Source organism: Pseudooceanicola sp. NS-SX9 (genome assembly GCF_057380705.1).
This window is the reverse complement of the sequence record NZ_JBXXRN010000002.1, coordinates 38,799-62,825: the sequence shown is the minus strand read 5'-3', so window position 1 is coordinate 62,825 and position 24,027 is coordinate 38,799. Positions and strand designations below refer to the sequence as shown.

The following is a 24,027-nucleotide window of genomic DNA, read 5'->3' as shown; positions in this document are numbered from 1 at the left end:
ATTCGCTTTTTCGGGCCAAATCTGCCCCCTAACGTTCCATTTTGTAAAGATGGGCCATGCAAGGCTCCGACAGGGAACAGGGCAATGAAACTCAAGGGCAATCTCTGGCGCGCCTCCAGCGCGATGCAGGTGGCGGCGGTGCCGTTCGCCGCCGACGATACGGTGGATCTGGCGATCATCGGGGGCGGCTTCACCGGCTGTGCCGCCGCGCGCGAGGCCGCCCGCCGCGGCGCCTCGGTCACCGTGCTGGAGGCCGAGACGATCGGCCATGGCGGCTCGGGGCGCAATGTGGGGCTGGTGAATGCGGGCCTGTGGGTGCCGCCCGAGGAGGTGCTGAAACTGATCGGCGATGGCCCGGGGCGGCGGCTGATGGCGGCGCTGTCGCAGGGGCCGTCGCGGGTCTGGAAGATGGTCGAGGACGAGGTGATCGACTGCGAGGCAACGCCTGCGGGCACGCTGCATCTGGCGCATTCGCCCGCCGGTCTGAAGGATCTGCAGGAGCGCACCCGCCAGGGTCTGGGCATGGGCTGGCCGATCCAGCTGCTGGATGCCGAGGAAACCCGTCGGCGCACCGGTTCGCAGGCCTTCCACGGCGCGCTGCTGGATCCGCGGGCGGGCACGGTGCAGCCGCTGTCCTACGTGCGCGGCCTGGCGCAGGCGGCGCGGCGCGCCGGTGCCACCCTGCACGAGGGCAGCCCGGTCAAGGGCGTCAGCCGCGAGGGTTCGATGTGGGTGCTGTCGTGCAACGGCCACAGGCTGCGGGCGAAACGGCTGCTGTTGGCCACCAATGCCTATTTCGACGGCCTGGCCGTGCCGAAGGCACCGCAGTTCGTCGCCGTCAGCTACTGCCAGTTCGCCACCGCGCCCATGTCGCAGGCCCTGCGCGCCGAGGTCCTGGGCGCGGGCGAGGGCTGCTGGGACACGGCGCCGGTGATGTCGTCGTTCCGCATCGACAAGGCGGGCCGGATGATCCTGGGCGGTATCGGCAACCTGGAGGGGCCCTATGGCCCGCTGCACGCGGGCTGGGCGCGGCGCAAGCTGAAGGCGGTCTATCCGCAGCTGGCCGATCTGCCCTTCGAACATGAATGGCGTGGACGCATCGCCATGACCGGCGATCACATTCCGAAGATCCTCAGCCTGGGGCCTGATGCCTTCGCGGTCTTCGGCTATTCCGGGCGGGGCATCTGCCCGGGCACGGTCTATGGCACCGACCTTGGCCAGGCGATGCTCGAGGGGGATCTGTCGGTCCTGCCGATGGATCCGGTCGAAACCCATGCCGAAACCTGCCCGCGCCTGCAGGAGGTCTATTTCGAGACCGGCGCGGCGCTGACCCATGCGGCGGCAGTGCGCCTTTAGGGGCGGGCTGGCGTGGCGCCTTTCGGGGGCGGGCGGCGGATCGCAAGGGCGGTCCGCCGCGGCCCGCGCGGACAGGCTTTTCGCGTGGACCGCGGCGGGGACCGGGCAATGCGCAGGCGGCGCTGAAGGTGCCGGGTGCGGTGTGACCCGTCCCCGGCTGGCGTCAGATCCGCCGGCGCATCGCCAGCCCTTCGGCATCGAAAAGATGCGTCTTGCCGGGCTGCGGCGTCAGCCAGGCGGTGTCGCCGCGTCGCAGGGCAACCTCGCCCGAGGCGCGCACGTTGATCAGGCCTACATCGGTTTCGACATGCAGGAAGGTGTCCGAGCCCAGATGCTCGGACAGCGTGACGCGGCCCTGCCAGCGCCCGTCCTGCGCCGAGACATCGACATGTTCCGGCCGCACCCCCAGCGTCGCGGCGCCCTGGGCCCGGGCCTCGGGGCCGGTGATGAAATTCATCCGGGGCGAGCCGATAAAGCCCGCCACGAACAGGTTGCGCGGGGTCTCGTAAAGATCAAGCGGGCTGCCCACCTGTTCGATCCGCCCCGCCTGCAGCACCACGATCTTGTCGGCCATGGTCATCGCCTCGACCTGGTCGTGGGTGACGTAGATCATCGTCGTGCCAAGGGTCTCGTGCAGTTCGGAAATCTCCAGCCGCATGTTGACGCGCAGCGCCGCATCGAGGTTCGACAGCGGCTCGTCGAAGAGGAAGGCGGAAGGTTCGCGCACGATGGCACGGCCGATGGCGACGCGCTGACGCTGGCCGCCCGACAGCTGCCCGGGCTTGCGGTGCAGGTAGTCCTTCAGGTTCAGCACCTCGGCCGCGCGGGCGACCTTCTGGCGGGCCTCGGCCTTCGGCACCTTCGCCATCTCGAGCGGGAACAGCATGTTCTCCTCGACGCTCATGTGCGGATAGAGCGCGTAGCTCTGGAACACCATCGCCAGGCCGCGTGCCCCCGGCGGCAGCGCTGAGACATCGCGCCCGGCGATGTCGATGCGGCCCTCGCTCAGGTCCTCGAGCCCCGCGATGATGCGCAGCAGCGTGGACTTGCCGCAACCCGAGGGGCCGACGAAGACGACGAATTCGCCTTCCTCGATCGTCAGGTCCAGCGGCGGGATGACCTCGACGGGGCCAAAGCGCTTGACCACCTTGTTCAGTGTGATGCTTCCCATGGTCTTTCCTTCCTCAGGCGTCCGCCAGGGCGCGCCGGAACCCTTGTGTGGTCTTGTCGCTTTCGATCCGCCAGCGCAGGATCTCGTGGATCAGGTCCTGCTTCAGCGCGGCGCAGTCGGGATCGTCCCAGCGGTTCACGCGCTCTTCGGGGTCGGCCTTCAGGTCGAACAGCTGGCCTTCGGGGCTGTCGATGAAATGCACCAGCTTCCAGTTCCGCCGTCGCACCATGGTCATGAACCCGGTCGAGGTCAGGATCGCGTCATTGGCATGTTCGGCAAAGACCATCTCTCGGGGTGGTTCGGTGCCCTCGATCACCGGGGTGAGCGAGCGCGCCTCCATCCAGTCGGGCGGCGTGATGCCGGCCCATTCCAGGATCGTCGGGCCCCAGTCGAACAGCGACACCAGATCGGCGCGCCGGGTCACGGGAATGCCCTTGCCCCAGCAGAGGGCGGGGACGCGGACGCTGGCCTCGAACATGTTCCATTTCTGCGAATGGCCATGATCGTTCAGGCTGTCGCCATGATCCGAGGTGAAGACGATGATCGTGTTGTCGAGCACCCCGCGACGGTTCAGCGCGGCGATGATGTTGCCGACCTGCGTGTCGATCATCGAGACATTGGCGTAGTAATGTGCGCGCTGCATCCGCATCTGCTCGGCGGTGGGGTCGGGCAGGTGGACGACGGCGTCGTGATCCTCGGCCAGGTGGGCGGCGCGCAGCTTCCGCATCGGCGCGGGCTGGGTGTCGAAATCGTAGCGGATCGGTTCGGGCAGGTCGTGGCGGTCCTTGTAGAGGTCCAGGAATTCCTGCGTCGGGTCATAGGGCGGATGCGGCCCGGGGATGCCGATCTGCAGGAAGAAGGGCTCGGTTCCCTTGTAGCGCTCCAGCCACATGCAGGCGAGGTTCGGCACGAAGGTGTCGGCGTGCAGGTCCTCGGGGGCGTCCCAGACATAGCAGCCCAGCCGTTCCCGGTAATCGGGCAGGGTGCGCTGGCTGACCCGGCTGGGCCGGTGCACGCCACGGATCCAGAAGGCCTTGTCCCAGGTGTCCAGGTAGAAGGGCAGGTTGGGGTGGTCGCGGTCCTTGTTCTCGACCACGTGGCGTTCGTCATAGCCGAAGGGCCCCTCGACCGGCCAGGTGTGCATCTTGCCGACGTTGACGGTGCGATAGCCCGACTGCTTCAGCAGGCCGACCCAGGAATAGACCCAGCGTTCGTCGTTGCGGAAGACGCCGTTGGTATGCGGGAACGTCCCCGAGAACAGCGAGGCCCGCGACGGGCTGCACGAGGGCGAGGTGACGTACATGTTGTCGAAGGCGGTGCCCTCCTCGACCAGCCGGTCGAGGTTCGGCGTCTGCATGTGGGGATGGCCCAGGGCGCGGATCGTGTCGATGCGCTGCTGGTCGGTGATGATGAAGACGATGTTGGGGCGCGGGCCGGTGGCTGCGTCGGGGATCTGCGGTTCGGACATGGAGGGTTATCCTTTCACGGCGCCGCCCAGCGACTGGACGATGTACTTGTTGGCGACGATGATCACGGGGACGATGGGCAGCGTCAGGGCGATGGATGCCACCGCGATGGCGCCCCAGTCGACGCTGGCATAAGAGACGAAGTTCATCACCGCGACCGGGGCCGTCACCGTATCCGAGCGTGTGATCACAAGGCTGAAGAAGAAATCGTTCCAGGCCAGCAGGAAGCTCAGGACGCCGGCGGCGACCAGCCCGGGGCGGGCGGCGGGAATGACGATGCGCCACAGCACGGTCCCCAGCGAGGCACCGTCCATCAGCCCGGCCTCGATCAGCTCGTTCGGGATCTGCGCGAACGAGGTCCACATGGACCACACCACGAAGGGCAGCGTCAGCGAGGTATAGGCAAAGATCAGCCCCGGATAGGTGTCGATCAGCCCGGCCTTCACGTAGACCAGAAACAGCGGGATCACGAAGCCCACGGGCGGCGCCATGCGCAGCAGCAGCAGCAACCAGGACGCGAGGAAACGGTTGGCCGAGCGCCGCTTGGCCAGCGCGAAGGCACCCGGCACCCCCACCGCCAGCGCCAGCAGCGTCGAGCATCCGGCGGTGATGAAGCTGTTCAGCAGCGCCTTCGGGAAGTCCGACCGCGCGATCGAGCGGATGTTGTCGAGGGTGAGTGCCGTGGGGCTGTTCCAGATCGGGTCGAAGACCGCCGATTGCGGGCGCAGCGCCAGGATGATCACCCAGACCACCGGCAGCAGCGCGAAGGCCAGGCACAGCACCATCATCGCCACGCCAAGGGCCCTCTTGGCGCGGTAGGCGGGGGTCGGGTCATGCATCGGAGAACCTCGCGTTGAAGCGGGCGATGTAAAAGCTGATGACGGCGGCGAAGACGAACAGGAAGACCGCGATCGCGGCGCCATAGGCGACGTTCGAGTTCTGGAAGGTCTGCACATAGGCATAGTAGTTCGTCGCCTGCGTCGCCCGCCCCGGCCCGCCCGAGGTCATCACGAAGATCAGCGGGAAATGCTTGAGCGTCTCGATGAAGCGGAACAGCGCCACCATCAGCAGCGTCGGATAGAGCAGCGGCAGCGTGATGCGGAAGAAGCTGCGCACCCGGCTGGCGCCGTCCAGCGCCGCGGCTTCCTCGAGGTCGGGGGAAATCCCCTGCAGGGCTGCCAGCACGATCAGCATGACGAAGGGGTAGGTGGCCCAGGTGTCGGCGATGACGATGGCGCTGATGGCGCCGGTCTGGGTGGTCAGCAGGGCCGGGATCTCGATCCCGAACAGCGCGAAGAGGGCGGTGACCGGCGACAGGGTGGGGGTGAACAGCGACAGCCAGATCAGCGCCACCGCCACATGCGGCACCGCGAAGGGGACGATGAAGATGCCGCGCGCCAGGCGCCAGGATTTCACGATCTTGTCCAGCCCCACCGCGATGGCGGTGCCCAGCACCACCTGCGCGATCACCCCGAAGACGCTGAGGGCGGCCATGATGTAGATCGACGACACGAAGCGGTGGTCGTTCAGCAGCCGCAGGAAGTTCTGGAGGCCGATCCGGCCGCTCCAGCCGCGGATCAGGTGGAAATCGGTAAAGCTGAGGGCCAGCATCCCCAGCAGGGGGGCTATGGCAAAGATGCCGACGGCCAGCGAGGCCGGCAGCAACATGCGACGGAAACTTCGGTCCATCGCGGCGGAAGCACGCGCGGGCGTCATGGGATACTCCGTTGGGAAAGGGGCGGGGCAGGCGGCGGGCCTGCCCCCGGGGCGTCACAGGCCCATGATCGCGTTCATCTCGTCCTGGGCATCGGCCAGCGCATCCTTGGGGCTGGCCATGCCGTTCAGCGCGGCGTTGACATTGTCGCCCACTGCGGCGCCGATCTCGGGCCACTGGGGGATCAGCGGGCGGTAATGGCCGCTGGCCGCGTTCAGCGCCTTGATGCGCAGGTCCAGGAAATCCTCCTGGATGGCGGCGTATTTCTTCTGCACCTGCGGATCCTGCGCGACCGAGGCGCGGGTGAAGTCGGGGAAGGGTTCGGCCAGCGCCAGCCTGGTCTGGACCTCGGCGCTGGTGGCCCACTGGATGAAGGCGAAGGCCGCATCGACATCCTTGGTGCCCGCAGGCACCCCCATGCCATGCACCGCGATGGCGGGCGAACGTCCCGCAGGCCCCCCCGGCGGCAGCGCCAGGCGGATCTTGTCGGCGTATTTCGACGCCTCGGGATCCACCGTCTGCGACACGATCGAGGTCCCGTCGACGGTGATCGCCGCCTGACCGTTCTGCAGCGCCGCCACCACCTCGGGGAAGTTGAAGTTGCCGATGCCCTCGGGGCCGTAATCCTTCAGCAGGCTGACATAGGTCTGCAGGGCCTTCAGGTTTTCCGCACTGTCGAGCGCGGGTGTCAGATCATCGGGGTAGTGCTTGAAGAAGCTGCCGCCATAGGCGCGCATGATCATCGGGAAGACGAACATGTTGAAGCCCTGACCGGGTGCTGCGCGCATGGCGATGGCGGCGGTTTCATCGCTGTCGATGGCCTTGGCGACGAGCAGCATGTCGTCCCAGGTTTCGGGCGGGGCGACGCCCGCGGCATCGAGGATGTCGGTGCGATAGGCCATCAGGCCGGTCTCGGCGAAGAAGGGCAGCGCATAAGTGTCGTCCTTCACCTTGCACGAGGCGAGCGGACCGGCCAGGAAATCGCCGCTGTCGGTCAGCGCGGCAAGCTGGGTGGTCAGCGGCGCCAGCCAGCCGGCCTCGACCCAGCGTTGCAGCTGGATCGCCGGGGCATGGACCACGTCCAGATCCCGCGCGCCGCCGGTGAACGACAGGGTGATGCGGCTTTCAAAGACGTTCTGGCCGACGATCTCGATCTTGGCCTTGATGCCGGTCTTGGCCTCGAAGTCATCGGCCAGCGCCGGCAGCCCGCGGGTGGCCGGCATCGAGAACAGCAGCACGTTGATTTCTTTCGTCGCGGCGCGCGCGGGCATGGCGCGCAGCAGCGGCGACAGGGCTGCGCCCGACAGCAGGGCGCCCTTCAGGATGGTCCTGCGATGGATCTTGGTCATGGTTTCCTCCCTTTGAATGTCTTACCCGAAGGGGCGCCGCGGTCCGTTCCTCCCGCCGCGGCTGGCCCTTGCCGGGGGCTCAGGTGACCCTGTGCAGCCGGATGCCCCCCCGGGCACCGGCCTGTTCGTCGGCCATGAAGGCCTCAAGCGTGCCGCGCGCCGTGTCCAGCGCCTGGCGAAAGCGGGTGGCGGTCTCGCCCTCGCCGGTGCCGGGGGGGGCGCGGTCGGCGATGGACAGCAGGTGCAGAAAGCGCCCCTGCGGATCGCGCAGCAGCGTCACGAAGCGGCGGATGCCGACGTGGTTGGCGACCCGGTCGCAGGCAAAATCGAGGCCCCGCGTCGCGGCGATCTGGGCCTGGACCTCGGTGCCGGGCAGCCAGCGGATTTCCCGACCCGAGGCGCAGCCGGTGTCGAAAAAGCCGATCATGTCGAAGTCGCGTTCCAGCTGCGCGGGATCGAGCGTCGACAGATAGAGCCGCGACAGCGCGTCGAATTCCAGCAGGCCCCGGCGAAATCCCGGCCGCGCGACGATCTGCACCGCAGGGTCGGGGTGGGCGGTGCGGCCGTGCCACAGCAATTCGTGGCCCATCACGACGACGGTCTCGACCGCGGCATGGACTTGCAGGCTCAGGGCCTCGGCGATGCGGTGCAGTTCGGCCAGGTAGGTTTCGGTCATGCCGATGGTGCGCTGCAGGGTGAAATTCTTGACCAGGTACTTCTCGGAGGTGCGGAACAGATAGCCGCGGTCCGACAGGATGCGGACGATCCGGTTCAGCGTCGCCGGGGACAGGCCCAGATCGCGGGCAATGTCCACCTGCTTGACCGGGCCGGGGCCGGCGGTGGTCAGGTATTCCATCACGTCCAGGATCCGTTCCGTCGGGGTCAAGGGGCACCTCTTGCGAATCTTTCATATTTGGAATTAGAAATTATCAAATATGAAATTCATGACAAGCCCCGATCTGCCGCGACATGCCACGGCGGTCGCGCCAGCCCAAGGAGACAGGTCATGGCACAGCCCGGTTCGCCCCGCCGACGCCTTGCCGCATGGCTGAAACGCTGGATGCAGCAAGCCCGCTACCGCCCGGAACGCCATTACATGCGCGGCAGGCGCGATTGAGGGATGACGGGTGCAATAGACCGGCGCGGCAAAAGGCGCCCCTGTCCGGCCCGCCAGCGGGCGGGCTGTCCCGGCGGCTGATGCGGATCAGCGCCCGGAGGGGGCGCGCGCCTCGGCCATGTAGATCGCCGCGAAGCCGTCGCGGATCGCCTGGGTGATCTGCTCTTGCCGGGCGTCGATATGGCCTTGCAGCAGATCGCGGGCCCGCGCGGCATCGCCCGCAGCCACGGCCTCCAGGATGGCGGCATGTTCCTGCTGGGTGTGCCGGCGCTGGCCGCGCTCCATCGCCATCCAGCGGATGAAGCGGATCCGCGCATTGGTGTGGCGCAGCATCTCCAGCAGGGCGTCATTGCCCGACAGCGCCGCCAGACGTTCATGGAAATCCTCGTCCAGCGCCACCAGCGCCTCGACATCGCGCTCGGGCCGGTCCTCGCGGCTGAGCGCCAGGAAACCGCGCAGTGCCTCCAGCGCCTCGGGGGTGGCGCGGGTGCAGGCCAGCTCGGCCGCCGAGACCTCCAGCTTCAGCCGCAGCTCGTAGAGGTCCATCACCGCCTTCACCTCCAGCGGGCGGCCGAAGAAGCCGCGGCCGGGGCGGACCTCCAGGAAGCCCTCGGCGGTCAGCCGGTTCAGCGCCTCGCGCAGCGGCGTGCGCGAGACCTGCAGCCGCTGGGCCAGCGCGCCCTCGTTGATGCGCTCTCCCGGGCGCAGCTCGAAGCGGATCGCAAGATCGCGCAGCGCCGCATGGACGCGCTCGACGTTCGAGGCCGCGGCGGCGGCGGGCGGGGTGGGCATCGGCGGCTCCTGCTTGGGCCCGGGCGGGCATTCCGGGGTCATGCCACGATCCGGGCACGGGATGAACCCGCAATGCGGGTCCGGCGGGTGCTGCAGCAGCGTCGGGGGCGGGATTGCAAGCGATCCCCATTGCCCTGAACGCGAAGCTGAGTTTAGGTCTGTATACAGAAATCCCCCCCGGAGTGCGAGGCCCAGAATGACCCCCCAGACGATGACCGGTGCCCAGGCGATCCTGAGGATGCTGGAACTGCACGGCGTTGCCCATGTCTTTGGCCTGCCCGGCGAAACCACGATCGGCTGGTACGGCGCCTGGCACGAGGCCCCCGGCATCGAATTCGTGCTGACCCGGGACGAGCGCACCGCCGCCTTCGCCGCCGAGGCCTATGCCAAGATCACCGGCCGTCCGGCGGTGCTTGAGGCCCCCAGCCCCGGTGTCACCCATTGCACCCCCGGCATCACCGAGGCCTATCTGTCCTCGGTGCCGGTGATCTTCTTCAGCTCGGACATCCCGATCAACCAGGACAAGCGGCACGGGCTGACGGGGGTGGACCAGACGGCGCTTTACGCCAGCATCTGCAAGGAATCCTTCCACCTGACCCGGGTCGAGGAGATCCCCTTCATGCTGCGCCGGGCGTTCCGGGTGGCGACCTCGGGGCGGCCGGCGCCGGTGCATGTGCGGGTGCCGATCAACCTGTTCACCCAAAGCGCCGAGATCACCGACCTTTACGCCGATCCCGCCTATGGCGAATACCCCGCGCATCGCCCCGTCGCCGACCATGCCCGCGTCCGCCAGGCACTGGCGCTGCTGAAGGGCGCGCGCCAGCCGGTGATCGTCTGCGGCCAGGGGGCGCTGGCCTCGCGCGCCTCGGCCGAGGTCCAGGCTCTGGCCGAACGCCTGCAGATCCCCGTTGCCACCACCACCCCCGGCAAGGGCATCATCCCCGAAACACATCCGCTGGCGCTGCGGGTGATCGGGGCGCGCGGCGGGATGGAGTATTCCAACAGCTACGTGGGGGCGGCGGATGTGGTGTTCTTCGTCGGCTCGAACACCGATTCCAGCAGCACCGACCACTGGAAGCTGTACGGCGCGCCCGAAACCAAGACCTTCCTGCATCTCGACATCGCCGAGGCGCATGTGGGCAACAACTTCCCCGTCGCGGTGCCGATGGTGGGCGATGCCCGCGCCACGCTGGCCTACATGCTGGAGCTGCTTGAGGCCGATCCCGATCCCGCCCCCCGTGCGTCGCTGGACCTGGGGCCGATGAAGCAGGCGGCGCTCGAGGCGGTGTTCCGCTCCAACATCCCGATGCCCGCGGGGACGGTGTCGCCGGTGCGGCTCAGCCAGGTGGTGGACCGGCTGCTGCCCGATGATGCGATCATCACCGCCGAGCCGGGGGTCAGCGCGATCTACCCTTCGGCGCTTTTGTCGGTGCGCCAGGCGGGGCGGCGCTATATCACCAACTATTCCATGGGATCGCTCGGCTATGCGGTGCCGGCGGCGCTTGGGGCGCTGCATGCGGGCGAGGGGCCGGTGATCGCCTTCACCGGCGACGGGTCGCTGGCCTTCGTGCTGGGCGATTTCGAGACCCTGCGCCGCAGCGGCCGCAACGTGACGGTGATCCTGTGCCGCAACGACACCTATGGCTGGATCCGGGGCGAGGCGGTGCTGATGGACAATGTCGATGTGCCCTGGGCCACGGATTTCGGCGGTGTCGATTACCTGAAGGTGGCCGAGGGCTTTGGCTTTCAGACCGACCGGATCACCCATGAGGACCAGATCGAGGCCGTGCTGACCCGCGCGCTGGCCCATGAAGGCGCCAGCTTCATCGAGATCCGCGTGCCTTCGCAGGACCAGATCGTGCCCTTCGTGCCGCCCTGGGTGCGCGCCGCCAAGGCCCGCAATCTGCCCTATTTCTACTGACCCTTGCAGGTCCCCCTCTGGCACGGCAGGGTGGGGGCCTGCCTGCCTGAAAGGTCCGCCATGCGTCTTGCCCTGTTGCAATCCTGCCCGACCGACGGTGGCGCCCCCGGGGCGTTGTCGCGGCTGTCGTCGGCCGCCCGCGCTGCCGAGGCGATGGGGGCGGGGATGCTTCTGCTGCCCGAGCTTTACCTGCCGGGCTACAACCTGCCCGCCCGCCATGCCCGCGATGCACAGGCGGTCGATGGCCCCTGGATGGTGCAGCTGCAGGCGCTGGCGCGGGGCACCGGGCTGGCGCTGGTGCTGGGCTGGGCGGAACGCGCGGGCGATACGGTCTACAACAGCGCCACCGCCATCGGCCCCGATGGCGCGGTGCTGGCGCATTACCGCAAGCGGCAGCTTTTTGGCGCGATGGAGCGTGACAGCTTCGCCCCCGGCCCCGATCCCGCCCCGGTCTTCACGCTGCAGGGCCGCCGCTACGGGTTGCAGATCTGCTACGATATCGAATTCCCCGAACATGCCCGGGCGCTGGCGCAGCGCGGCGCCGAGGTGTTGCTGGTGCCGACCGCCAATCCCGCGGGCTTTGAGCATGTCCAGCGCGTCCTGGTCCCGGCCCGCGCGCTGGAGAACCGCCTGACCATCGCCTATGCGAATTTCTGCGGCACCGAGCAGGGTCTGGCCTTCGGGGGCGGTTCGGTCATCGTGGGGCCGGACGGGCAGGTGCTGGCGGCGGCGGGGCGGGCACCGGCACTGCTGGTGACGGATCTGCCGCCCGTTCAGGATTACCCCGCAGGGCTGATGTCGACGCAGCTGGCGGATTTGGTGCCGGGGGCCTGAGGGCGCCTCAGGCGGGCGCGGCAGGCGCCTTCAGCGCGGTGGCCCCGACGGTCAGGCCGCAGGCGGCGTGCAGCGCCGCGCCGATGTCGCAGATCAGATTGTCGCCGCAGGTCGGGCCGATCAGCATGGTGCCAAGCGCCTTGCCATCGGCGCGGAACCCCGCCGGAACCGAGATCGCCGGCAGATCCAGCAGGTTCACGAAATTCGTGTAGGTGCCCATCTTGGCATTCAGGCGGATGTTGTCGGCGGCAACCTCGGCGATGGTGTGGGTGGTGGGGCAGGTGGGCGTGACCATGATGTCGATGTCGCGGAACAGGGCCCGCGTCCTCTGTTTCAGCCCGGCCATCAGATACTGCACGCGGAACACGTCGGCGGCATCGTATTTGCGGCCCCAGGACAGGATCTCGGCGGTGGCGGGGTGCAGCGCGCCGGGGTGGCGTTCCAGGAAGGGGCCGAAATTGGCATAGCGCTGCGCGATGTAGGGCCCTTCGTAGAGCAGCCGCGCGGCCTCCAGGTATTCGGTAAAGTCGATGGGTACGGCGGTGCCGCCCAGGGCCTCCAGCCGGGCGATGCTGTCGTGGAACAGCCGCCGCGCCTCCTGGTCGCCGTAGAACAGGATCGTCCCGGGCGAGGGGATGGCAAAGCGGAACTGCCGGGGCGCGGGGCGCAGGGTCAGGGTGATGTCGCCCGCCTCGGGGCGCGAGAACGGGTCTTCGGGGTCGTAGCGGATCCACAGGTTCGACAGGGTGACGGCATCCTGCACCGTCAGGGTCAGGAAGCTGTCGGCGCCCACCATGCCGGCGGCGGTGCCGCCCGCGCGCGGCACCAGGCCCGGCGTCGGCTTGTAGCCCACGATGTTGTTCAGCGCCGCCGGCACCCGCCCCGATCCGGCGGCGTCATTGGCGGCCGAGAAGCTGACCAGCCCCGCCGCCGTCGTCACCCCGCCCCCGGAACTGGATCCCCCCGACAGATAGGCCGGATCAAAGACGCAGCCCGGCACGCCGTAATCGCTGCGCAGCCCCACCAGCCCCATGCCGAACTGGTCCTGGTTCTGCTTGCCGATGGGGATGGCGCCGGCCTCCAGCAGGATGCGGATCAGGGCCGAGGTCTGCTGCGCCACAGCCCCGTCCAGTGCCCGGATGCCATGGGTGGTGGGATAGCCCTGCAGGTCGAAATTGTCCTTCATGCCGAAGGGGATGCCATAAAGCGGCAGGGATCTTGCGGCGGGATCGGCGGCCAGGGCGCGGGCGCGCGCCAGCGCGTCTTCGCGCGGGATCAGGCGGATCCAGGACGGATCGGGCCCGCGCGCCGCGATGCGGTCGTAGACCGCCTGCACCACGGTTTCCGGCGACAGCCCCGCCGCATAGGCCGCCCGCAGGGTCTCGATATCCAGCGATCCGGTGCGTCTGTCCCAGCTCATGTTCCGTCCTTCGGTGTCAGGGCCGCCAGCAGCGCGCCCGATGTCGTGACCGCCCCGAACAGCCCCTGGTCGCGCAGGGTGAAATCCAGGATCGCGGCGTGATGCGCGGTAAAGACCGAGGCCGAGCAGTCCTGCAGCAGCAGGCAGTCATAGCCGCGGTCGCAGGCCTCGCTCATGGTGGTGTGGACGCAGCAATCCGAGGTGACGCCCGCGAAGACGATCTTCGCGATGCCGCGCCGGCGCAGCAGGTGATCAAGGTCGGTCGCATGGAAGGCGCCCTTGCCGGGCTTGTCGATCACCGGCTCGTGCGGCAGGGGGGCCAGCGGCGGGACGATCTGCCAGCCCGGTTCGCCACGGGTCAGCATCCGCCCGCAGGGCCCGGAGGTACCGATCTCGGCCCCCGCGCGGGCCGAGCGCCAGCGCTTGTTGGCGTTCAGGTCGCTCAGGTCCGGGCGGTGCCCCTCGCGGGTGTGCAGGATGAAGAACCCGGCGGCGCGGAAGGCCTGCAGCACCCGCAGGGTGGGGGCGATGGTGGCGTTCAGCAGGGCGAAATCCGATCCCGCCTGATGGGCAAAGCCGCCCTCGCCGCAAAAGTCGATCTGCATGTCGATCAGGATCAGCGCGGTATCGGCCGGGTCGAGCGCCCCGGCAATGGGCCAGTCATAGGGGCGGGCCGCGATCTTCATGCCGTCACCTTCAGCGCGCCCAGCAGGTCGCGGCTGAGGCCGACGGATCCCCATAGCCCCCCCGCCAGCCCCAGCATACGGATCTGTTCCGCGTGATGCGCCGCATCGGTGCTGGCGCAAAGGTCTTCCAGCAGCAGGCATTCATAGCCCCGGTCATTGGCCTCGCGCAGGGTGGCCTGAACCATGCCGTCGGTCAGCGTGCCCATCAGCACCAGGTTGCGCAGGCCCCGCAGCCGCAGCAGCGCATCAAGGTCGGTGCCGTAGAAGCCGCTGCGCCCGGTGACATCGACGATATCCTCGGCCGGCAGGGCGGGCAGCACCAGATCCGATCCCGGCGCCCCGCGCACCAGATGCGCGCCAAGGGGGCCGGGCTGGCCTGCCTCGGCGCCCATCCGGGCGGTGCGCCAGCGTTTCGTCGCCGGCAGGTCGTGCAGATCGGGGCGATGGGCCTCGCGCAGGTGCAGAACCGCCAGCCCCGCGCGCCGCAGCGCCGTCAGGACCGGGGCCATCGGTGCGGCCAACGCCGCAAGCGGGGCCACGTCCTGCCCGGTGCAGGCCAGCCAGCCCTGCGGATCCAGATAGTCGCGCTGCATCCCGATCACCAGAACCGCGGTGTTCGCCGCCCTCAGATCCCCGTCGAAGGGCCAGGGGTAGAGCCCCGCAACCGTGGTCATGCCGTGGCCGCCACATAGGCCCGCCAGCCGCCATGGCCCGAGATGTCAGTGCCCTCGGCCAGCCCCTCGCAGAGGAACCCCTTGACGGTGCTGCCATCCGCCAGCGTCAGCGTGCCGATGCCCAGCGGCTGGTCGATCTCGGTCATCAGCAGCCCCAGGGCGCGGGGCGTCATCTGCCAGATCTCCAGCGCGATGGCGTGACCGGTGCCGGGCGCTTGCCGGATCAGCCCGGGGCGCGGCGGTTGGGTGGGCAGGGCGATCAGCCGGTAGCAGTCGGCGGTGTGGTCGGCGCGCAGCAGCCGGGCGCCCTTGTCGGTCAGCCGGGCGTTCAGCGCCATGCCCGACATATGCGCGCCGCAGACGGCCACCGGGATCAGCGGATCGGATGAACTCATCTCGGGCAGCCTTCCTGAGGGGGTCTTGGCCAGGCTAGTGCCCAGTTTTCGCGAAAACAACATTAATCAACATTTTCGAACACGGCTTTCCTTGCGATGCCTGCGGAACCCGCATAGCCTGACCCTGCTGCCCGCGCATTTCCGATGGCTCCATCGGGGGTTGCGGGCCTGTCACAAAATCGAACACACCGGAGCCCCAGCATGTCCGAGATCGAGTTCCGCGCGGTCACCAAACGCTATGCCGACGGCTATGCGGCGATCCGCTGCCTGGACATGACCATCCGCGAGGGCGAGTTTCTGGTGCTGGTCGGCCCCTCGGGCTGCGGCAAGTCGACGGCGCTGCGGATGATCGCGGGGCTGGAGGAGGTCTCGGGTGGGGATCTGATGATCGGCGGCGTGCGGGCGAACGATCTGGCGCCGCGCGATCGCGACATCGCCATGGTGTTCCAAAGCTACGCGCTTTATCCCCATCTGACGGTCGCGCAGAACATCGGCTTCGGGCTGAAGGTGCGCGGGATGCCGAAGGCGCAGCTCGCGGCCCGGGTGCTCGAGACCGCAAGGCTGCTGGAACTGGAGGCACACCTGCAACGCAAGCCCGGCCAGCTGTCGGGCGGGCAGCGGCAGCGGGTGGCGATGGGGCGGGCATTGGTGCGCGCGCCGCAGGCCTTCCTGATGGACGAGCCGCTGTCGAACCTGGATGCGCGGCTGCGGGCGCAGATGCGGGCGGATGTGGCGCGGTTGCAGCGGGCCTCGGGGGTGACGACGGTCTATGTGACCCACGATCAGGTCGAGGCGATGACCATGGGCGACCGGGTGGCGGTGATGAATGCCGGAGAGCTGTTGCAGCTGGATACGCCGCGCAGGCTTTACGATGCGCCGGCGGATCTGTTCGTGGCAAGCTTCATCGGCACGCCGCCGATGACCCTGTTCGCCGCCCGGGTCGAGGGGGACCGGCTGCTGACCGGGCAGGGGGCGATCGCGCTGCCAGCGCCGCCGCGTCCGGGTCCGGTGATCGCGGGCCTGCGCCCCGAGGCGCTGGTCCTGGACCCTGCGGGCGCGCTGCACGGCGAGGTGGCCTTTGTCGAGGATCTGGGCGCGACGCTTCTGGCCCATGTGACGCTGCCGGGGGTCGAGCTGGTGCAGGGCGCTGCCGATCAGGAGGGGGCCGAGCTGTCTCAGCTGCGGCTGCGCGTTTCGCTGCCTGCGACCGCGCCACTGCGGCGGGGCGCGGCCCTGACGCTTGCCCCCGATGCCGCGCGGCTGCATTTCTTCGACCCCGCGACCGGCAAGCGGATCTAGTGGATGCCGCGGGTCAGGCCCTGCACGAAGTAGCGGTTCAGCCCCAGCACGATCACCACCACCGGCAGGGTCGAGAAATGCGCCAGCGCCCCCAGCGTCCCCCAGGTGATGTCCTTGGTGCCGTAGGCTGACAAGAGGGCCACGGAAATCGGCTTGTCCTGCAGCCGGGTCAGGAACATGGCGAACAGGAAATCGTTCCACGAGAACAGGATGCAGAACATCACCGCAGCGATGATGCCGGGGCGCACCGCCGGAAGGGCAACCTTGAAGAAGGCGCCGAACTGGGTGCAGCCATCGGTCATCGCGGCCTCTTCCAGCTCTTTCGGCAGGCTGCGGAAGTACGAAAACATCATCCAGCTGACGAAGGCGGCGTTCAGCGTGGTGTTGATCAGCGCGACGCTGATCCATTGCCCCAGCAGCCCCACATCGCGCATCATCAGGTAGAAGGGGATCAGCGTGGCCGCCGGTGGCACCATGCGGATCGCCATGAAGAAATACGCCAGCCCCATCGCCCAGCGGCTGCGCGCGCGGGCCAGCGCATAGCCCGCCGGCACCCCCACCAGCAGCGACAGCAGCGCCGAGGTCCCGGCGATCCTCAGGCTGTTGAGCAGCAGCATCGGCACGTCGAAAAGCGTCAGCACCTTGCGGAAGTTCTCAAGCGTGGGGGTGAACAGCAGCGTGGGCGGCATGGCGAAGATGTCGCGGCCGGGCTTGTAGGCGGTGGCCGCCAGCCACAGGAAGGGTGCCAGCGCCAGCACCAGCGCCAGCAGCACCACCAGCCGTTCCAGCCGCACCGCGCGGCGGTCGTGGGCGATCATCCGTTGGCCCTCCGGTCGGCGCGGCGGATCACCGCGATCAGCCCGCCCGCGATCAGCGCGATGCACAGCAGCGTCACGTTGCCCAAGGTCGATGCCGCGCCGATGTCGAAGAACTGCAGCCCCTCCTTCACCGCCTGCAGCATCAGCGTGTTGGTGCTGTTGCCGGGGCCGCCTCCGGTGGTGACATAGACGCTGTCGAAGACCCGGAAGGCGTCGACCGAACGGATCATCAGCGCCAGCAGCACCGCCGGCAGCATCAGCGGGATCACGATCAGCCGCACCCGCTGAAGACCTGTGGCGCCATCGGTGCGGGCGGCCTCGAGGATGTCCTGGGGCAGCGATTTCAGCCCCGCCAGCAGGATCAGCGCCATCATCGGCGTCCATTCCCAGATGTCGATGCCGATCAGCGTCGCCAGCGCCGTCGCGGGATCGGCCAGCAGCCCGCGCGGATCGCTCAGGCCCCAATGCGCCAGCCAGTAGCCCACCAGCCCGAAATCCGGCAGCAGCAGCGCCCGCCAGATCAGCCCGACCACCAGCGGCGTGATCGTCACCGGCACCAGCACCAGCGCCAGCGCGATCCGGTTGAAGCGGCTGTCGCGCCACAGCGCCAGCGCCAGGCCGAACCCCAGGGCCAGCTCGGCGGTGACGGCGGCGCAGGTGAAGATCACGGTATTGACGAAGGCCGCCCGGTTGGCGGGCGTGTCGAAGACATGCAGATAGTTGTCCAGACCCACGAATTTCGTTCGGTGCGGCTTCAGCAGGTTGTAGTCGAACAGGCTGAAGTACATCCCCTGCAGCACCGGCCAGACCGCCACCACCAGGATATAGGCCAGCGCGGGCGTGGCCATGGCCACCAGGAACCAGCGCCGCCGCCGCACGAAGGCCATGCGGGGCCGGGTCTGCGGCCGGGCCGGGGCAAGGGACAGATCGCTCACGCGGGGGGCTCCTTCTGGGCGGGGGCGTCAGACAAGGGGGCGGGGGTGTCAGGAAAGGGGAGTGTGTCAGGGAAGGGGGGGCGATGCAGGGCGGGGGCCCGAAGGCCCCCGTCGGGCCAGCCTCAGAACGCCCCGAGCGCCTCTTTCTGCGCCGTATCGAGGGCCTCTTTCGGATCCTCGTCGCCCACCAGAACGGCGTTGACGGCGGTGCCCAGCAGGTCCTGGATCTCGGGGTATTCGGGGATGCGCGGGCGGTAGCTGCCGTCGCCGTTCTCAAAGGTCTTCTGGATGATCGGCAGGAAGGGGAACCTGGCCTGCAGATCGGGGTCGGCCATCTCGGATTTCCGCAGGAAGGACCCCGAGCCCTTCAGGAGCATCTCCTTGTGGACGGGCTTTGAGGTCATCCACTTGATGTAATCCCACGCGGCTTCCTTCTGCTTGTCCGTGATGTCGGCATTGATCGCGATGCCCCAGCCGCCAACCCCGTAGAAGGGCTTGTCGGTATTCTCGGACGGGGCCAGCGCGATGCCCACCGTGTCGACGATCTTGGACTGGGCCGGGTCGTAATAGGCGGGCGCCCCCACCGACCAGGTCTGCATCATCGCCGAGATCCCCTGGCGAAAGCTTTCCTCGCGCCCGCCCCAGTCGTAATTCGCCGCCCCCGGAGGGGCCGCCTTGTCGAACAGCTCCTTGTAGACCTGCAGGCTGTGGATGTTGGCCTCGGAATTCAGCTGGGGCTTGCCGTCCGCCCCCATGATCGATCCCCCCATCTGGGCATTGTACTGCATCCAGTCCTGCGCCCCCGCAGCCCCCTTCTGGCCGTTGGCGACAAAGCCGTAGACCCCGGCGGCCGGGTCGGTCATCTTGATCGCGGCGGCGGTGAACTCTTCAGGCGTCTTCGGCACGCTCAGCCCCGCCTTTTCCAGCAGGTCCTTGCGATAGGCCAGCACGTTGGCATAGCCCGCGAAGGGAAAGGCCACCTGCTTGCCGTCATACTGGCCAAGCGCGCTCATCAGCACGGGGTAGATGTCGTCTGTGTCGATCTGGGCCTTGTCGCGGTCGATCCATTTGGTCAGATCGACGGTATAGCCGTTCTGGGCATATTGCCCGGCCCAGACGATATCCATGGTGATCAGGTCGTAGCTGCCGGTGTGGCCGACGAAATCCGCCGTGGTCTTGGTCAGCAGTGACCCATAGTCGAGGATATCGACCTTCAGCTTGGCGCCGGTGGCGGCCTCGAATTCAGGCGCCATTTCGGCCAGCACGGCGGCGAACTGGTCGTTCTGCGCCGCCAGCGTCAGCGTCACCCCTTTCAGCGACTGTTCCGCCCAGGCCGGGGAACTCAGCGCCACCACCGAGGCCGAGGCCAGCGCGAGGCACCGGAGAGAGGACATGCGTTTCATCGGATCTTCCCTGTTGCTGTGGCGCCCACGGGTCGGGGCGGCGTTGCTTCTTGTTTGGTTTGGGGGCGATAGGCCACAATACGAACAAAAGCACACATATGCGAACTTGACAAAGGCCAAAAATTTTCGACACAAAACATAACTGAACATTCCCGGTGCCGCGCCGAAACAAGCGGCGAGCGCATAAATTTCCATCACGCCGCCGTCATCGCCGCCGGGTGTCCTCCGGGCGGGGCCGTCATTGCAGGACTTTTGCACCATGCCAGAGCAAGCGAAAGAGGCAGTCTGCACGGCGCTGGCCGCGTTGGAGGCGCGCCTGCCGCAGGAGCTGGAGCAGATCCAGGCCTTGGCCGCGCCATGGGTCTCGGGGCGGGCGGGGCATCATCCGGTGGTGATCTGCGGCGCTGGCATGTCGGGTCTGGGGCTGGCGTTTGCGCTGCGGCGGCAGGGGGTGGGGGATGTGCTGCTGATCGACGCGCGCCCGGCCGGGCAGGAGGGGCCCTGGATCACCTCGGCGCGGATGAAGACGCTGCGCTCGCCCAAGCATCTGTCGGCGCTGGATCTGGGGGTGCCGGGGCTGACGCTGCGCGCCTGGTACGAGGCCCGCCATGGCGCCGCCGCCTGGGCCACGCTGGAGCGCCCCTCGAAAGAGGACTGGATGGGCTATCTGCGCTGGTTCCGCAGGGTTACGCAGACGGCCGTCGCAAACGACACCTGCCTGACCGGGATCGAGGCCGCGCCCGAGGGCCTGCGGCTGACGCTGTCGACGCCCCATGGCCCGCGCCACGTCACCACGGAACGGCTGGTGCTGGCGACGGGGCTCGATGGCGGCGGCGGTCCCCATATACCGCCCGAGGTCGCCCGCGCCCTGCCGCCCGACCGCTATACCCATTCCGCCGACCGCGCCGATGACGGCCGCCTGAGGGGGCTGCGGGTGGCGGTGCTGGGCGGGCAGACATCGGCCTTCGACTGGTCGGTGACGGCGCTGGAACAGGGCGCGGCCGAGGTGCTGCATTTCGCCCGCGACGCCACCCTGCCGCAGACCGAGGCCCTGGCCTGGATGGCCTTTCCGGGCTTCCTGACCGCCTTCCCCGATCTGCCCGCCGCCACCCGTCTGGCCTTCATGCAGCAGTATTTCCGCTGCCGGATCCCGCCCACCCAGGACCAGTATGACCGCGCCATGGCGCATCCCGCCTTTCGCCACCTGCCCGGCAGCGGCCCCTGCCGCCTGACGCTGGAGGAGGGCATGATCCGCATCGACTGCGCCCATGGCCGCTTCCATGCCGATCACCTGCTGCTGGGCACCGGCTATCGCCACAATCCCGCTCTGCGCCCCGAGCTGCGCGCCCTCGACGGCCGGTTCGTCACCTGGGGCCAGCGCCACCCCGAGGCCGATGCCTTTATCGCCGCCCATCCCTACCTTGGCCCCGGGTTCGAACTGCTGCCGCAGACGCCGGCGCAAGCTTGGGTCGGGCGGGTGCATCTGTACAATGCGGCGGCCCTGCCCAGCCTGGGGCCGATCAGCAATGGCATCACCGGCTTCCGCTATGGCGTGCCGCGGCTGGTGCGGGCGCTGGTGGGGGGCTTGTTCGCGGCGCGCTCGGGTGATTTCCTGCAGGCGTTCCGGGCCTATGACGCCCCGCATTTCGATCCCCGACCGCCGCAGGAAAGGACCGCCCCGTGACCGCCGCCCTGACCCTTTCGCGTGCCGATTCCGTGGAGTTTCCGCAGATGCTGGCCAATCACGCGCCGATGGTGCTGGTGGCGCTGCAGCGGATGGGCGCCCCCGAGGCCCGCCGCATGGCCTGGTATCGCGGCTATCACGCGGCCCATGCCCTGCCCGCGCCGCCCAGGCCCCGCCACGGCCTGTCGCCGCAGGACTGGACCGCCGTGCTGGGCCAGCGCCCGCGCGAGGCCGATGCCCGCGCCTTCTTCCGCGCCGAGGTCGCCCGCCTTGGCATCCCCGCCGCCCTGCGCCGCTACCTGCCGCAGCTGATCCCCGGCATGGCGGGCTCGGCGCTGCATCCGCTGATGCGGCTGGCCTATGCGCTGATCGAGGACGAGGCCGAGGCGGTGGGCGATGCGCTTGGCTACTGGGCCTGCACCTGGCTGCCGGTGCCGCTGCAACCGGGGGGTGCCCCCACCGACGATCCGGCGCAGATCCTTGCGGGCATCGCCGATCTGCCGGGGGTGCGCGACTACAGGGTCGAGATCGACCTGCTGTGGAAGAACATCGAGGCCGTCTCCGCGCTGCCGGGCTTTGCGGCGCTGGCCGGGCGGCTGCGCCCGGGGCCCGACCTGCCGCGCCGGATGGCCGCGACGGCGCTTGCGCTTTATGCGCAGACCATGGATTTCTCGGCGCTTCATGCGGTGACGGGGCTGCACTGGCTGCGGCTGCTCAGGCCCCATCTGGACGATCCCGATGCCGCCTATCCGCAGTTCTGGGCGGTGATCGCGGCGCTGGTGCCCAAGATCGGCTTTCCCGCATTGCCCGAGGCCGACGCGCTGGACGCCCTGCGCGCGCTGCCCGCCCCCGGCTGGCCCGCGATCTTTGCCGCCGCCTGCGCCTCGGAGGACGAGCATGACATCAGCCTGACCTTCTCGGCGGCGCAGGAACAGGCGGTCTGGGGCGATCCGCTCTACCGCGTGGTGGCGGCGCGGCGGGTGGGGCTGCTGCCATGCTGATCCGCGACGTGCAGCTGAACGGGCAACGGGGCGATCTGCGGCTGCGCGACGGGCTGATCGCGGAAACCGGCCCCGGGCTGATCCCGGCCGAGGGCGAGGCCGTGCTGGACGGCCGCGGCCGGCTGGCCCTGCCGGCGCTGGTCGATGGCCATGTGCATCTGGACAAGACGCTGGTCGGGCTGCCCTTCATCCCCCATATCCCCGGCACCACCATCGCCGAACGCATCGCCGCCGAACGTCACCTGCGCCGCAGCGTTGCCCTGCCGGTGGCGGACCGCGCCCGCGCCCTGATCGCGCAGCTTTCGGCCTTCGGCACCGTGGCGCTGCGCAGCCATGTCGATATCGACCCCGAGGTCGGGCTGGACGGCCTGCACCAGATCCTGGCCCTGAAGGTGGAACTGGCCGGCGTGATGCAGATCCAGACCGTCGCCTTCCCGCAATCGGGCATCCTGCGCGAACCGGGCACGGCGGCGCTGCTGGAGGAGGCGGCGAAGGCGGGGGTGGACCTGATCGGCGGCCTTGATCCGGCGGGGATCGACGGGGATGTCACCGGGCATCTGGACACCATCTTCGGCATTGCGGAACGGCACGGGCTGGGCCTCGACATCCATCTGCACGACGGCGGAGAGCTGGGCGCGCACGAGCTGTCGCAGATCGCAGAGCGCACCCGCCGCGCCGGGCTTGGGGGCCGGGTCAATGTCAGCCACGCCTTCTGTCTGGGCGCGCTTGGCCCCGATGCCTTCGCGCGGATCGCAGCCATGCTGGCCGAGGCGGGCGTCAGCATCATGACCTCGGCGCCGGGGCCGGTGCCGATGCCGCCGGTGAAGGCGCTGCGCGCCGCCGGTGTCACCGTCTTTGCCGCCAATGACAACATCCGCGACGCCTGGTCGCCCTTCGGGTCGGGCGATCTGCTGGAGCGCGCGGCGATCCTCTGCGACCGGCAGGATTTCCGCGCCGATGCGGATCTGGAACTGGCGCTGGATCTGGTCAGCACCGTGCCCGGAGCCGTGCTGGGGCGGCCGCGCGCCGATCTGACCCCGGGCGCGCTGGCCGATCTGCTGCTGGTCCCCGCCGGATCGCGGGCCGAGGCCGTCGCCGCCCGCCCCCGCGACCGGCTGGTCATCAAGGGGGGCTGCGTGGTGGCGGGGGCTCAGGTCATGTAGACGCCGCCGGTGACGTTGATCGCCTGGCCAGTCATGAACCGCGCGCTGTCCGAGCACAGGAAGACCACCACACCCGCCACGTCCTCGGGGGTCTCGATCCGGCCAAGGGGCGTCTGGGCGATGTAATCGGCCTCGACCGCCTCGGGGGGCATGCCGCGCAAGCGGGCCTCCCAGCCGATCTCGCGTTCCTGCATCGAGGTGCGCACGAAGCCCGGGCAGACCGCGTTCACCCTGATGCCCAGCGGCGCCATTTCCCGCGCCAGCGCCTGCGTCCAGCCCACCACCGCGAATTTCGAGGCCGAGTAATGCGCCAAGAGCGGCGCCCCCACCTTGGCCGCCAGCGAGGCGGTGTTGACGATGGTCCCGTGCCCCTGCGCCGCAAAGATCCGCCCGGCGATCTGGTTCGACAGGAAGACGCCGCGGGTGTTGACGTCCATGTTGAAGTCCCATTCGTCATCGGTGATCTCCAGCGCGCGGGCCATCGACGACACGCCCGCATTGGCGATCAGGATCTCGAGGCCCCCCATGGTGTCGACCGCCGCTTTAACCGCCGCCTCGACCGAAGCGCGCTGGCGCACGTCGACGGGCAGGGCGAAAGCATTCCCCGGCAGGCTGTCCGCCACCGCCTGCGCGGCCTCCGGGTTCAGGTCCGCCAGCGCCACCCGCACCCCCTGCGCCGCCAGCGCCGTGGCGATCGCCCGCCCGATTCCGCTGGCCGCCCCGGTGACAAGGGCGCGCCGACCTGACAAATCGGGGAAAATCGAGGCGGGCAGGCTGTGGGGGGACATGACACTCTCCTATTTTGAACACAAACAAACAAAAACCAACA

22 protein-coding genes are annotated in these 24,027 nt (G+C 68.8%); 7 read left to right on the top strand and 15 right to left on the bottom strand.

Features of this window, described 5'->3' with window-relative positions; translation table 11 throughout:
* Positions 1 to 84: 84 nt before the first annotated feature.
* The gene (locus tag AC2ITM_RS17215; protein WP_486469672.1) at positions 85 to 1,356 is read left to right on the top strand and encodes an NAD(P)/FAD-dependent oxidoreductase; all 1,272 of its coding nucleotides are present in this window, start codon (positions 85 to 87) and stop codon (positions 1,354 to 1,356) included.
* 163 nt (positions 1,357 to 1,519) lie between these two features.
* On the opposite strand, the gene AC2ITM_RS17210 is transcribed toward AC2ITM_RS17215, so the two are convergent.
* The 7 genes from AC2ITM_RS17210 to AC2ITM_RS17180 form a co-directional block, all read right to left on the bottom strand.
* Positions 1,520 to 2,527 carry an ABC transporter ATP-binding protein gene (locus AC2ITM_RS17210; protein ID WP_486469671.1) on the bottom strand — a complete coding sequence of 336 codons (1,008 nt, stop codon included), beginning with the start codon at positions 2,525 to 2,527 and terminating at the stop codon, positions 1,520 to 1,522.
* 13 nt (positions 2,528 to 2,540) lie between these two features.
* Positions 2,541 to 3,995, bottom strand: coding sequence for a sulfatase family protein (locus AC2ITM_RS17205; RefSeq protein WP_486469670.1), 1,455 nt, complete (start codon positions 3,993 to 3,995; stop codon positions 2,541 to 2,543).
* Between the two features lie 6 nt (positions 3,996 to 4,001).
* A complete protein-coding gene (locus tag AC2ITM_RS17200; protein WP_486469669.1) occupies positions 4,002 to 4,832 on the bottom strand; it encodes a carbohydrate ABC transporter permease in 831 nt (276 codons plus the stop codon).
* Entirely contained in the window at positions 4,825 to 5,709 is an 885-nt protein-coding gene (locus tag AC2ITM_RS17195) for a carbohydrate ABC transporter permease (RefSeq protein ID WP_486469668.1), read from the bottom strand. The genes AC2ITM_RS17200 and AC2ITM_RS17195 overlap by 8 nt, the downstream gene beginning before the upstream one ends.
* Positions 5,710 to 5,763: 54 nt before the next feature.
* Complete coding sequence (locus AC2ITM_RS17190; protein ID WP_486469667.1) at positions 5,764 to 7,056, bottom strand: ABC transporter substrate-binding protein; 1,293 nt, start codon at positions 7,054 to 7,056, stop codon at positions 5,764 to 5,766.
* 79 nt (positions 7,057 to 7,135) lie between these two features.
* The gene (locus AC2ITM_RS17185) at positions 7,136 to 7,942 is read right to left on the bottom strand and encodes a helix-turn-helix domain-containing protein (protein WP_486469666.1); all 807 of its coding nucleotides are present in this window, start codon (positions 7,940 to 7,942) and stop codon (positions 7,136 to 7,138) included.
* A gap of 318 nt (positions 7,943 to 8,260) precedes the next feature.
* Complete coding sequence (locus AC2ITM_RS17180) at positions 8,261 to 8,965, bottom strand: GntR family transcriptional regulator (protein ID WP_486469665.1); 705 nt, start codon at positions 8,963 to 8,965, stop codon at positions 8,261 to 8,263.
* 196 nt (positions 8,966 to 9,161) lie between these two features.
* Between AC2ITM_RS17180 and AC2ITM_RS17175 the strand changes: the two genes are divergently transcribed.
* Positions 9,162 to 10,886, top strand: coding sequence for a thiamine pyrophosphate-binding protein (locus AC2ITM_RS17175; protein WP_486469664.1), 1,725 nt, complete (start codon positions 9,162 to 9,164; stop codon positions 10,884 to 10,886).
* A 60-nt stretch (positions 10,887 to 10,946) separates the two neighbouring features.
* Positions 10,947 to 11,720: a carbon-nitrogen hydrolase family protein gene (locus tag AC2ITM_RS17170; protein WP_486469663.1), complete on the top strand. Its 774-nt coding sequence runs from the start codon at positions 10,947 to 10,949 to the stop codon at positions 11,718 to 11,720.
* 7 nt (positions 11,721 to 11,727) lie between these two features.
* Here the strand turns inward: AC2ITM_RS17170 and AC2ITM_RS17165 are convergent, their stop codons facing one another.
* From AC2ITM_RS17165 to AC2ITM_RS17150, 4 genes are read right to left on the bottom strand one after another with little or no spacing between them, the layout of a single operon-like run.
* A complete protein-coding gene (locus AC2ITM_RS17165) occupies positions 11,728 to 13,140 on the bottom strand; it encodes an amidase family protein (protein WP_486469662.1) in 1,413 nt (470 codons plus the stop codon).
* The gene (locus AC2ITM_RS17160) at positions 13,137 to 13,826 is read right to left on the bottom strand and encodes a cysteine hydrolase family protein (protein ID WP_486469661.1); all 690 of its coding nucleotides are present in this window, start codon (positions 13,824 to 13,826) and stop codon (positions 13,137 to 13,139) included. The genes AC2ITM_RS17165 and AC2ITM_RS17160 overlap by 4 nt, the downstream gene beginning before the upstream one ends.
* Complete coding sequence (locus AC2ITM_RS17155; protein WP_486469660.1) at positions 13,823 to 14,500, bottom strand: cysteine hydrolase family protein; 678 nt, start codon at positions 14,498 to 14,500, stop codon at positions 13,823 to 13,825. The genes AC2ITM_RS17160 and AC2ITM_RS17155 overlap by 4 nt, the downstream gene beginning before the upstream one ends.
* Positions 14,497 to 14,895, bottom strand: a complete 399-nt coding sequence (locus AC2ITM_RS17150) for an allophanate hydrolase-related protein (RefSeq protein ID WP_486469659.1) — start codon at positions 14,893 to 14,895, stop codon at positions 14,497 to 14,499. Before AC2ITM_RS17150 ends, AC2ITM_RS17155 begins: the two co-directional genes overlap by 4 nt.
* A 201-nt stretch (positions 14,896 to 15,096) precedes the next feature.
* Between AC2ITM_RS17150 and AC2ITM_RS17145 the strand changes: the two genes are divergently transcribed.
* Positions 15,097 to 16,194, top strand: coding sequence for an ABC transporter ATP-binding protein (locus AC2ITM_RS17145; RefSeq protein ID WP_486469658.1), 1,098 nt, complete (start codon positions 15,097 to 15,099; stop codon positions 16,192 to 16,194).
* Here the strand turns inward: AC2ITM_RS17145 and AC2ITM_RS17140 are convergent.
* The 3 genes from AC2ITM_RS17140 to AC2ITM_RS17130 form a co-directional block, all read right to left on the bottom strand.
* The gene (locus tag AC2ITM_RS17140; RefSeq protein WP_486469657.1) at positions 16,191 to 17,012 is read right to left on the bottom strand and encodes a carbohydrate ABC transporter permease; all 822 of its coding nucleotides are present in this window, start codon (positions 17,010 to 17,012) and stop codon (positions 16,191 to 16,193) included. The two genes, AC2ITM_RS17145 and AC2ITM_RS17140, sit on opposite strands and share 4 nt — an antisense overlap.
* Positions 17,009 to 17,899 (bottom strand): carbohydrate ABC transporter permease, encoded by an 891-nt coding sequence (locus AC2ITM_RS17135; protein ID WP_486469764.1) that lies wholly within the window; start codon positions 17,897 to 17,899, stop codon positions 17,009 to 17,011. Before AC2ITM_RS17135 ends, AC2ITM_RS17140 begins: the two co-directional genes overlap by 4 nt.
* A gap of 170 nt (positions 17,900 to 18,069) precedes the next feature.
* Positions 18,070 to 19,350: an ABC transporter substrate-binding protein gene (locus tag AC2ITM_RS17130; protein ID WP_486469656.1), complete on the bottom strand. Its 1,281-nt coding sequence runs from the start codon at positions 19,348 to 19,350 to the stop codon at positions 18,070 to 18,072.
* 259 nt (positions 19,351 to 19,609) lie between these two features.
* Between AC2ITM_RS17130 and AC2ITM_RS17125 the strand changes: the two genes are divergently transcribed.
* Genes AC2ITM_RS17125 through AC2ITM_RS17115 form a run of 3 tightly spaced genes read left to right on the top strand, consistent with a single transcriptional unit; the run spans position 19,610 to position 23,198 of the window.
* Complete coding sequence (locus AC2ITM_RS17125) at positions 19,610 to 21,034, top strand: FAD/NAD(P)-binding protein (protein WP_486469655.1); 1,425 nt, start codon at positions 19,610 to 19,612, stop codon at positions 21,032 to 21,034.
* Positions 21,035 to 21,081: 47 nt separating this feature from the next.
* On the top strand, positions 21,082 to 22,035 hold the full coding sequence (locus tag AC2ITM_RS17120) for a questin oxidase family protein (protein ID WP_486469763.1): 954 nt from the start codon (positions 21,082 to 21,084) through the stop codon (positions 22,033 to 22,035).
* Positions 22,029 to 23,198 carry an amidohydrolase gene (locus AC2ITM_RS17115; protein ID WP_486469654.1) on the top strand — a complete coding sequence of 390 codons (1,170 nt, stop codon included), beginning with the start codon at positions 22,029 to 22,031 and terminating at the stop codon, positions 23,196 to 23,198. The genes AC2ITM_RS17120 and AC2ITM_RS17115 overlap by 7 nt, the downstream gene beginning before the upstream one ends.
* Here AC2ITM_RS17115 and AC2ITM_RS17110 read toward each other — a convergent pair.
* Entirely contained in the window at positions 23,186 to 23,986 is an 801-nt protein-coding gene (locus tag AC2ITM_RS17110; RefSeq protein WP_486469653.1) for an SDR family NAD(P)-dependent oxidoreductase, read from the bottom strand. The two genes, AC2ITM_RS17115 and AC2ITM_RS17110, sit on opposite strands and share 13 nt — an antisense overlap.
* Positions 23,987 to 24,027: the final 41 nt, after the last annotated feature.

Excerpts from the sequence above, each read along its gene's own strand:
- AC2ITM_RS17215 (WP_486469672.1), top strand. The coding sequence starts at position 85 with ATGAAACTCAAGGGCAATCTCTGGCGCGCCTCCAGCGCGATGCAGGTG.
- AC2ITM_RS17210 (WP_486469671.1), bottom strand. The coding sequence starts at position 2,527 with ATGGGAAGCATCACACTGAACAAGGTGGTCAAGCGCTTTGGCCCCGTC.
- AC2ITM_RS17205 (WP_486469670.1), bottom strand. The coding sequence starts at position 3,995 with ATGTCCGAACCGCAGATCCCCGACGCAGCCACCGGCCCGCGCCCCAAC.
- AC2ITM_RS17200 (WP_486469669.1), bottom strand. The coding sequence starts at position 4,832 with ATGCATGACCCGACCCCCGCCTACCGCGCCAAGAGGGCCCTTGGCGTG.
- AC2ITM_RS17195 (WP_486469668.1), bottom strand. The coding sequence starts at position 5,709 with ATGACGCCCGCGCGTGCTTCCGCCGCGATGGACCGAAGTTTCCGTCGC.
- AC2ITM_RS17190 (WP_486469667.1), bottom strand. The coding sequence starts at position 7,056 with ATGACCAAGATCCATCGCAGGACCATCCTGAAGGGCGCCCTGCTGTCG.
- AC2ITM_RS17180 (WP_486469665.1), bottom strand. The coding sequence starts at position 8,965 with ATGCCCACCCCGCCCGCCGCCGCCGCGGCCTCGAACGTCGAGCGCGTC.
- AC2ITM_RS17175 (WP_486469664.1), top strand. The coding sequence starts at position 9,162 with ATGACCCCCCAGACGATGACCGGTGCCCAGGCGATCCTGAGGATGCTG.
- AC2ITM_RS17170 (WP_486469663.1), top strand. The coding sequence starts at position 10,947 with ATGCGTCTTGCCCTGTTGCAATCCTGCCCGACCGACGGTGGCGCCCCC.
- AC2ITM_RS17165 (WP_486469662.1), bottom strand. The coding sequence starts at position 13,140 with ATGAGCTGGGACAGACGCACCGGATCGCTGGATATCGAGACCCTGCGG.
- AC2ITM_RS17160 (WP_486469661.1), bottom strand. The coding sequence starts at position 13,826 with ATGAAGATCGCGGCCCGCCCCTATGACTGGCCCATTGCCGGGGCGCTC.
- AC2ITM_RS17155 (WP_486469660.1), bottom strand. The coding sequence starts at position 14,500 with ATGACCACGGTTGCGGGGCTCTACCCCTGGCCCTTCGACGGGGATCTG.
- AC2ITM_RS17150 (WP_486469659.1), bottom strand. The coding sequence starts at position 14,895 with ATGAGTTCATCCGATCCGCTGATCCCGGTGGCCGTCTGCGGCGCGCAT.
- AC2ITM_RS17145 (WP_486469658.1), top strand. The coding sequence starts at position 15,097 with ATGTCCGAGATCGAGTTCCGCGCGGTCACCAAACGCTATGCCGACGGC.
- AC2ITM_RS17140 (WP_486469657.1), bottom strand. The coding sequence starts at position 17,012 with ATGATCGCCCACGACCGCCGCGCGGTGCGGCTGGAACGGCTGGTGGTG.
- AC2ITM_RS17135 (WP_486469764.1), bottom strand. The coding sequence starts at position 17,899 with ATGGCCTTCGTGCGGCGGCGGCGCTGGTTCCTGGTGGCCATGGCCACG.
- AC2ITM_RS17130 (WP_486469656.1), bottom strand. The coding sequence starts at position 19,350 with ATGAAACGCATGTCCTCTCTCCGGTGCCTCGCGCTGGCCTCGGCCTCG.
- AC2ITM_RS17125 (WP_486469655.1), top strand. The coding sequence starts at position 19,610 with ATGCCAGAGCAAGCGAAAGAGGCAGTCTGCACGGCGCTGGCCGCGTTG.
- AC2ITM_RS17120 (WP_486469763.1), top strand. The coding sequence starts at position 21,082 with ATGCTGGCCAATCACGCGCCGATGGTGCTGGTGGCGCTGCAGCGGATG.
- AC2ITM_RS17115 (WP_486469654.1), top strand. The coding sequence starts at position 22,029 with ATGCTGATCCGCGACGTGCAGCTGAACGGGCAACGGGGCGATCTGCGG.
- AC2ITM_RS17110 (WP_486469653.1), bottom strand. The coding sequence starts at position 23,986 with ATGTCCCCCCACAGCCTGCCCGCCTCGATTTTCCCCGATTTGTCAGGT.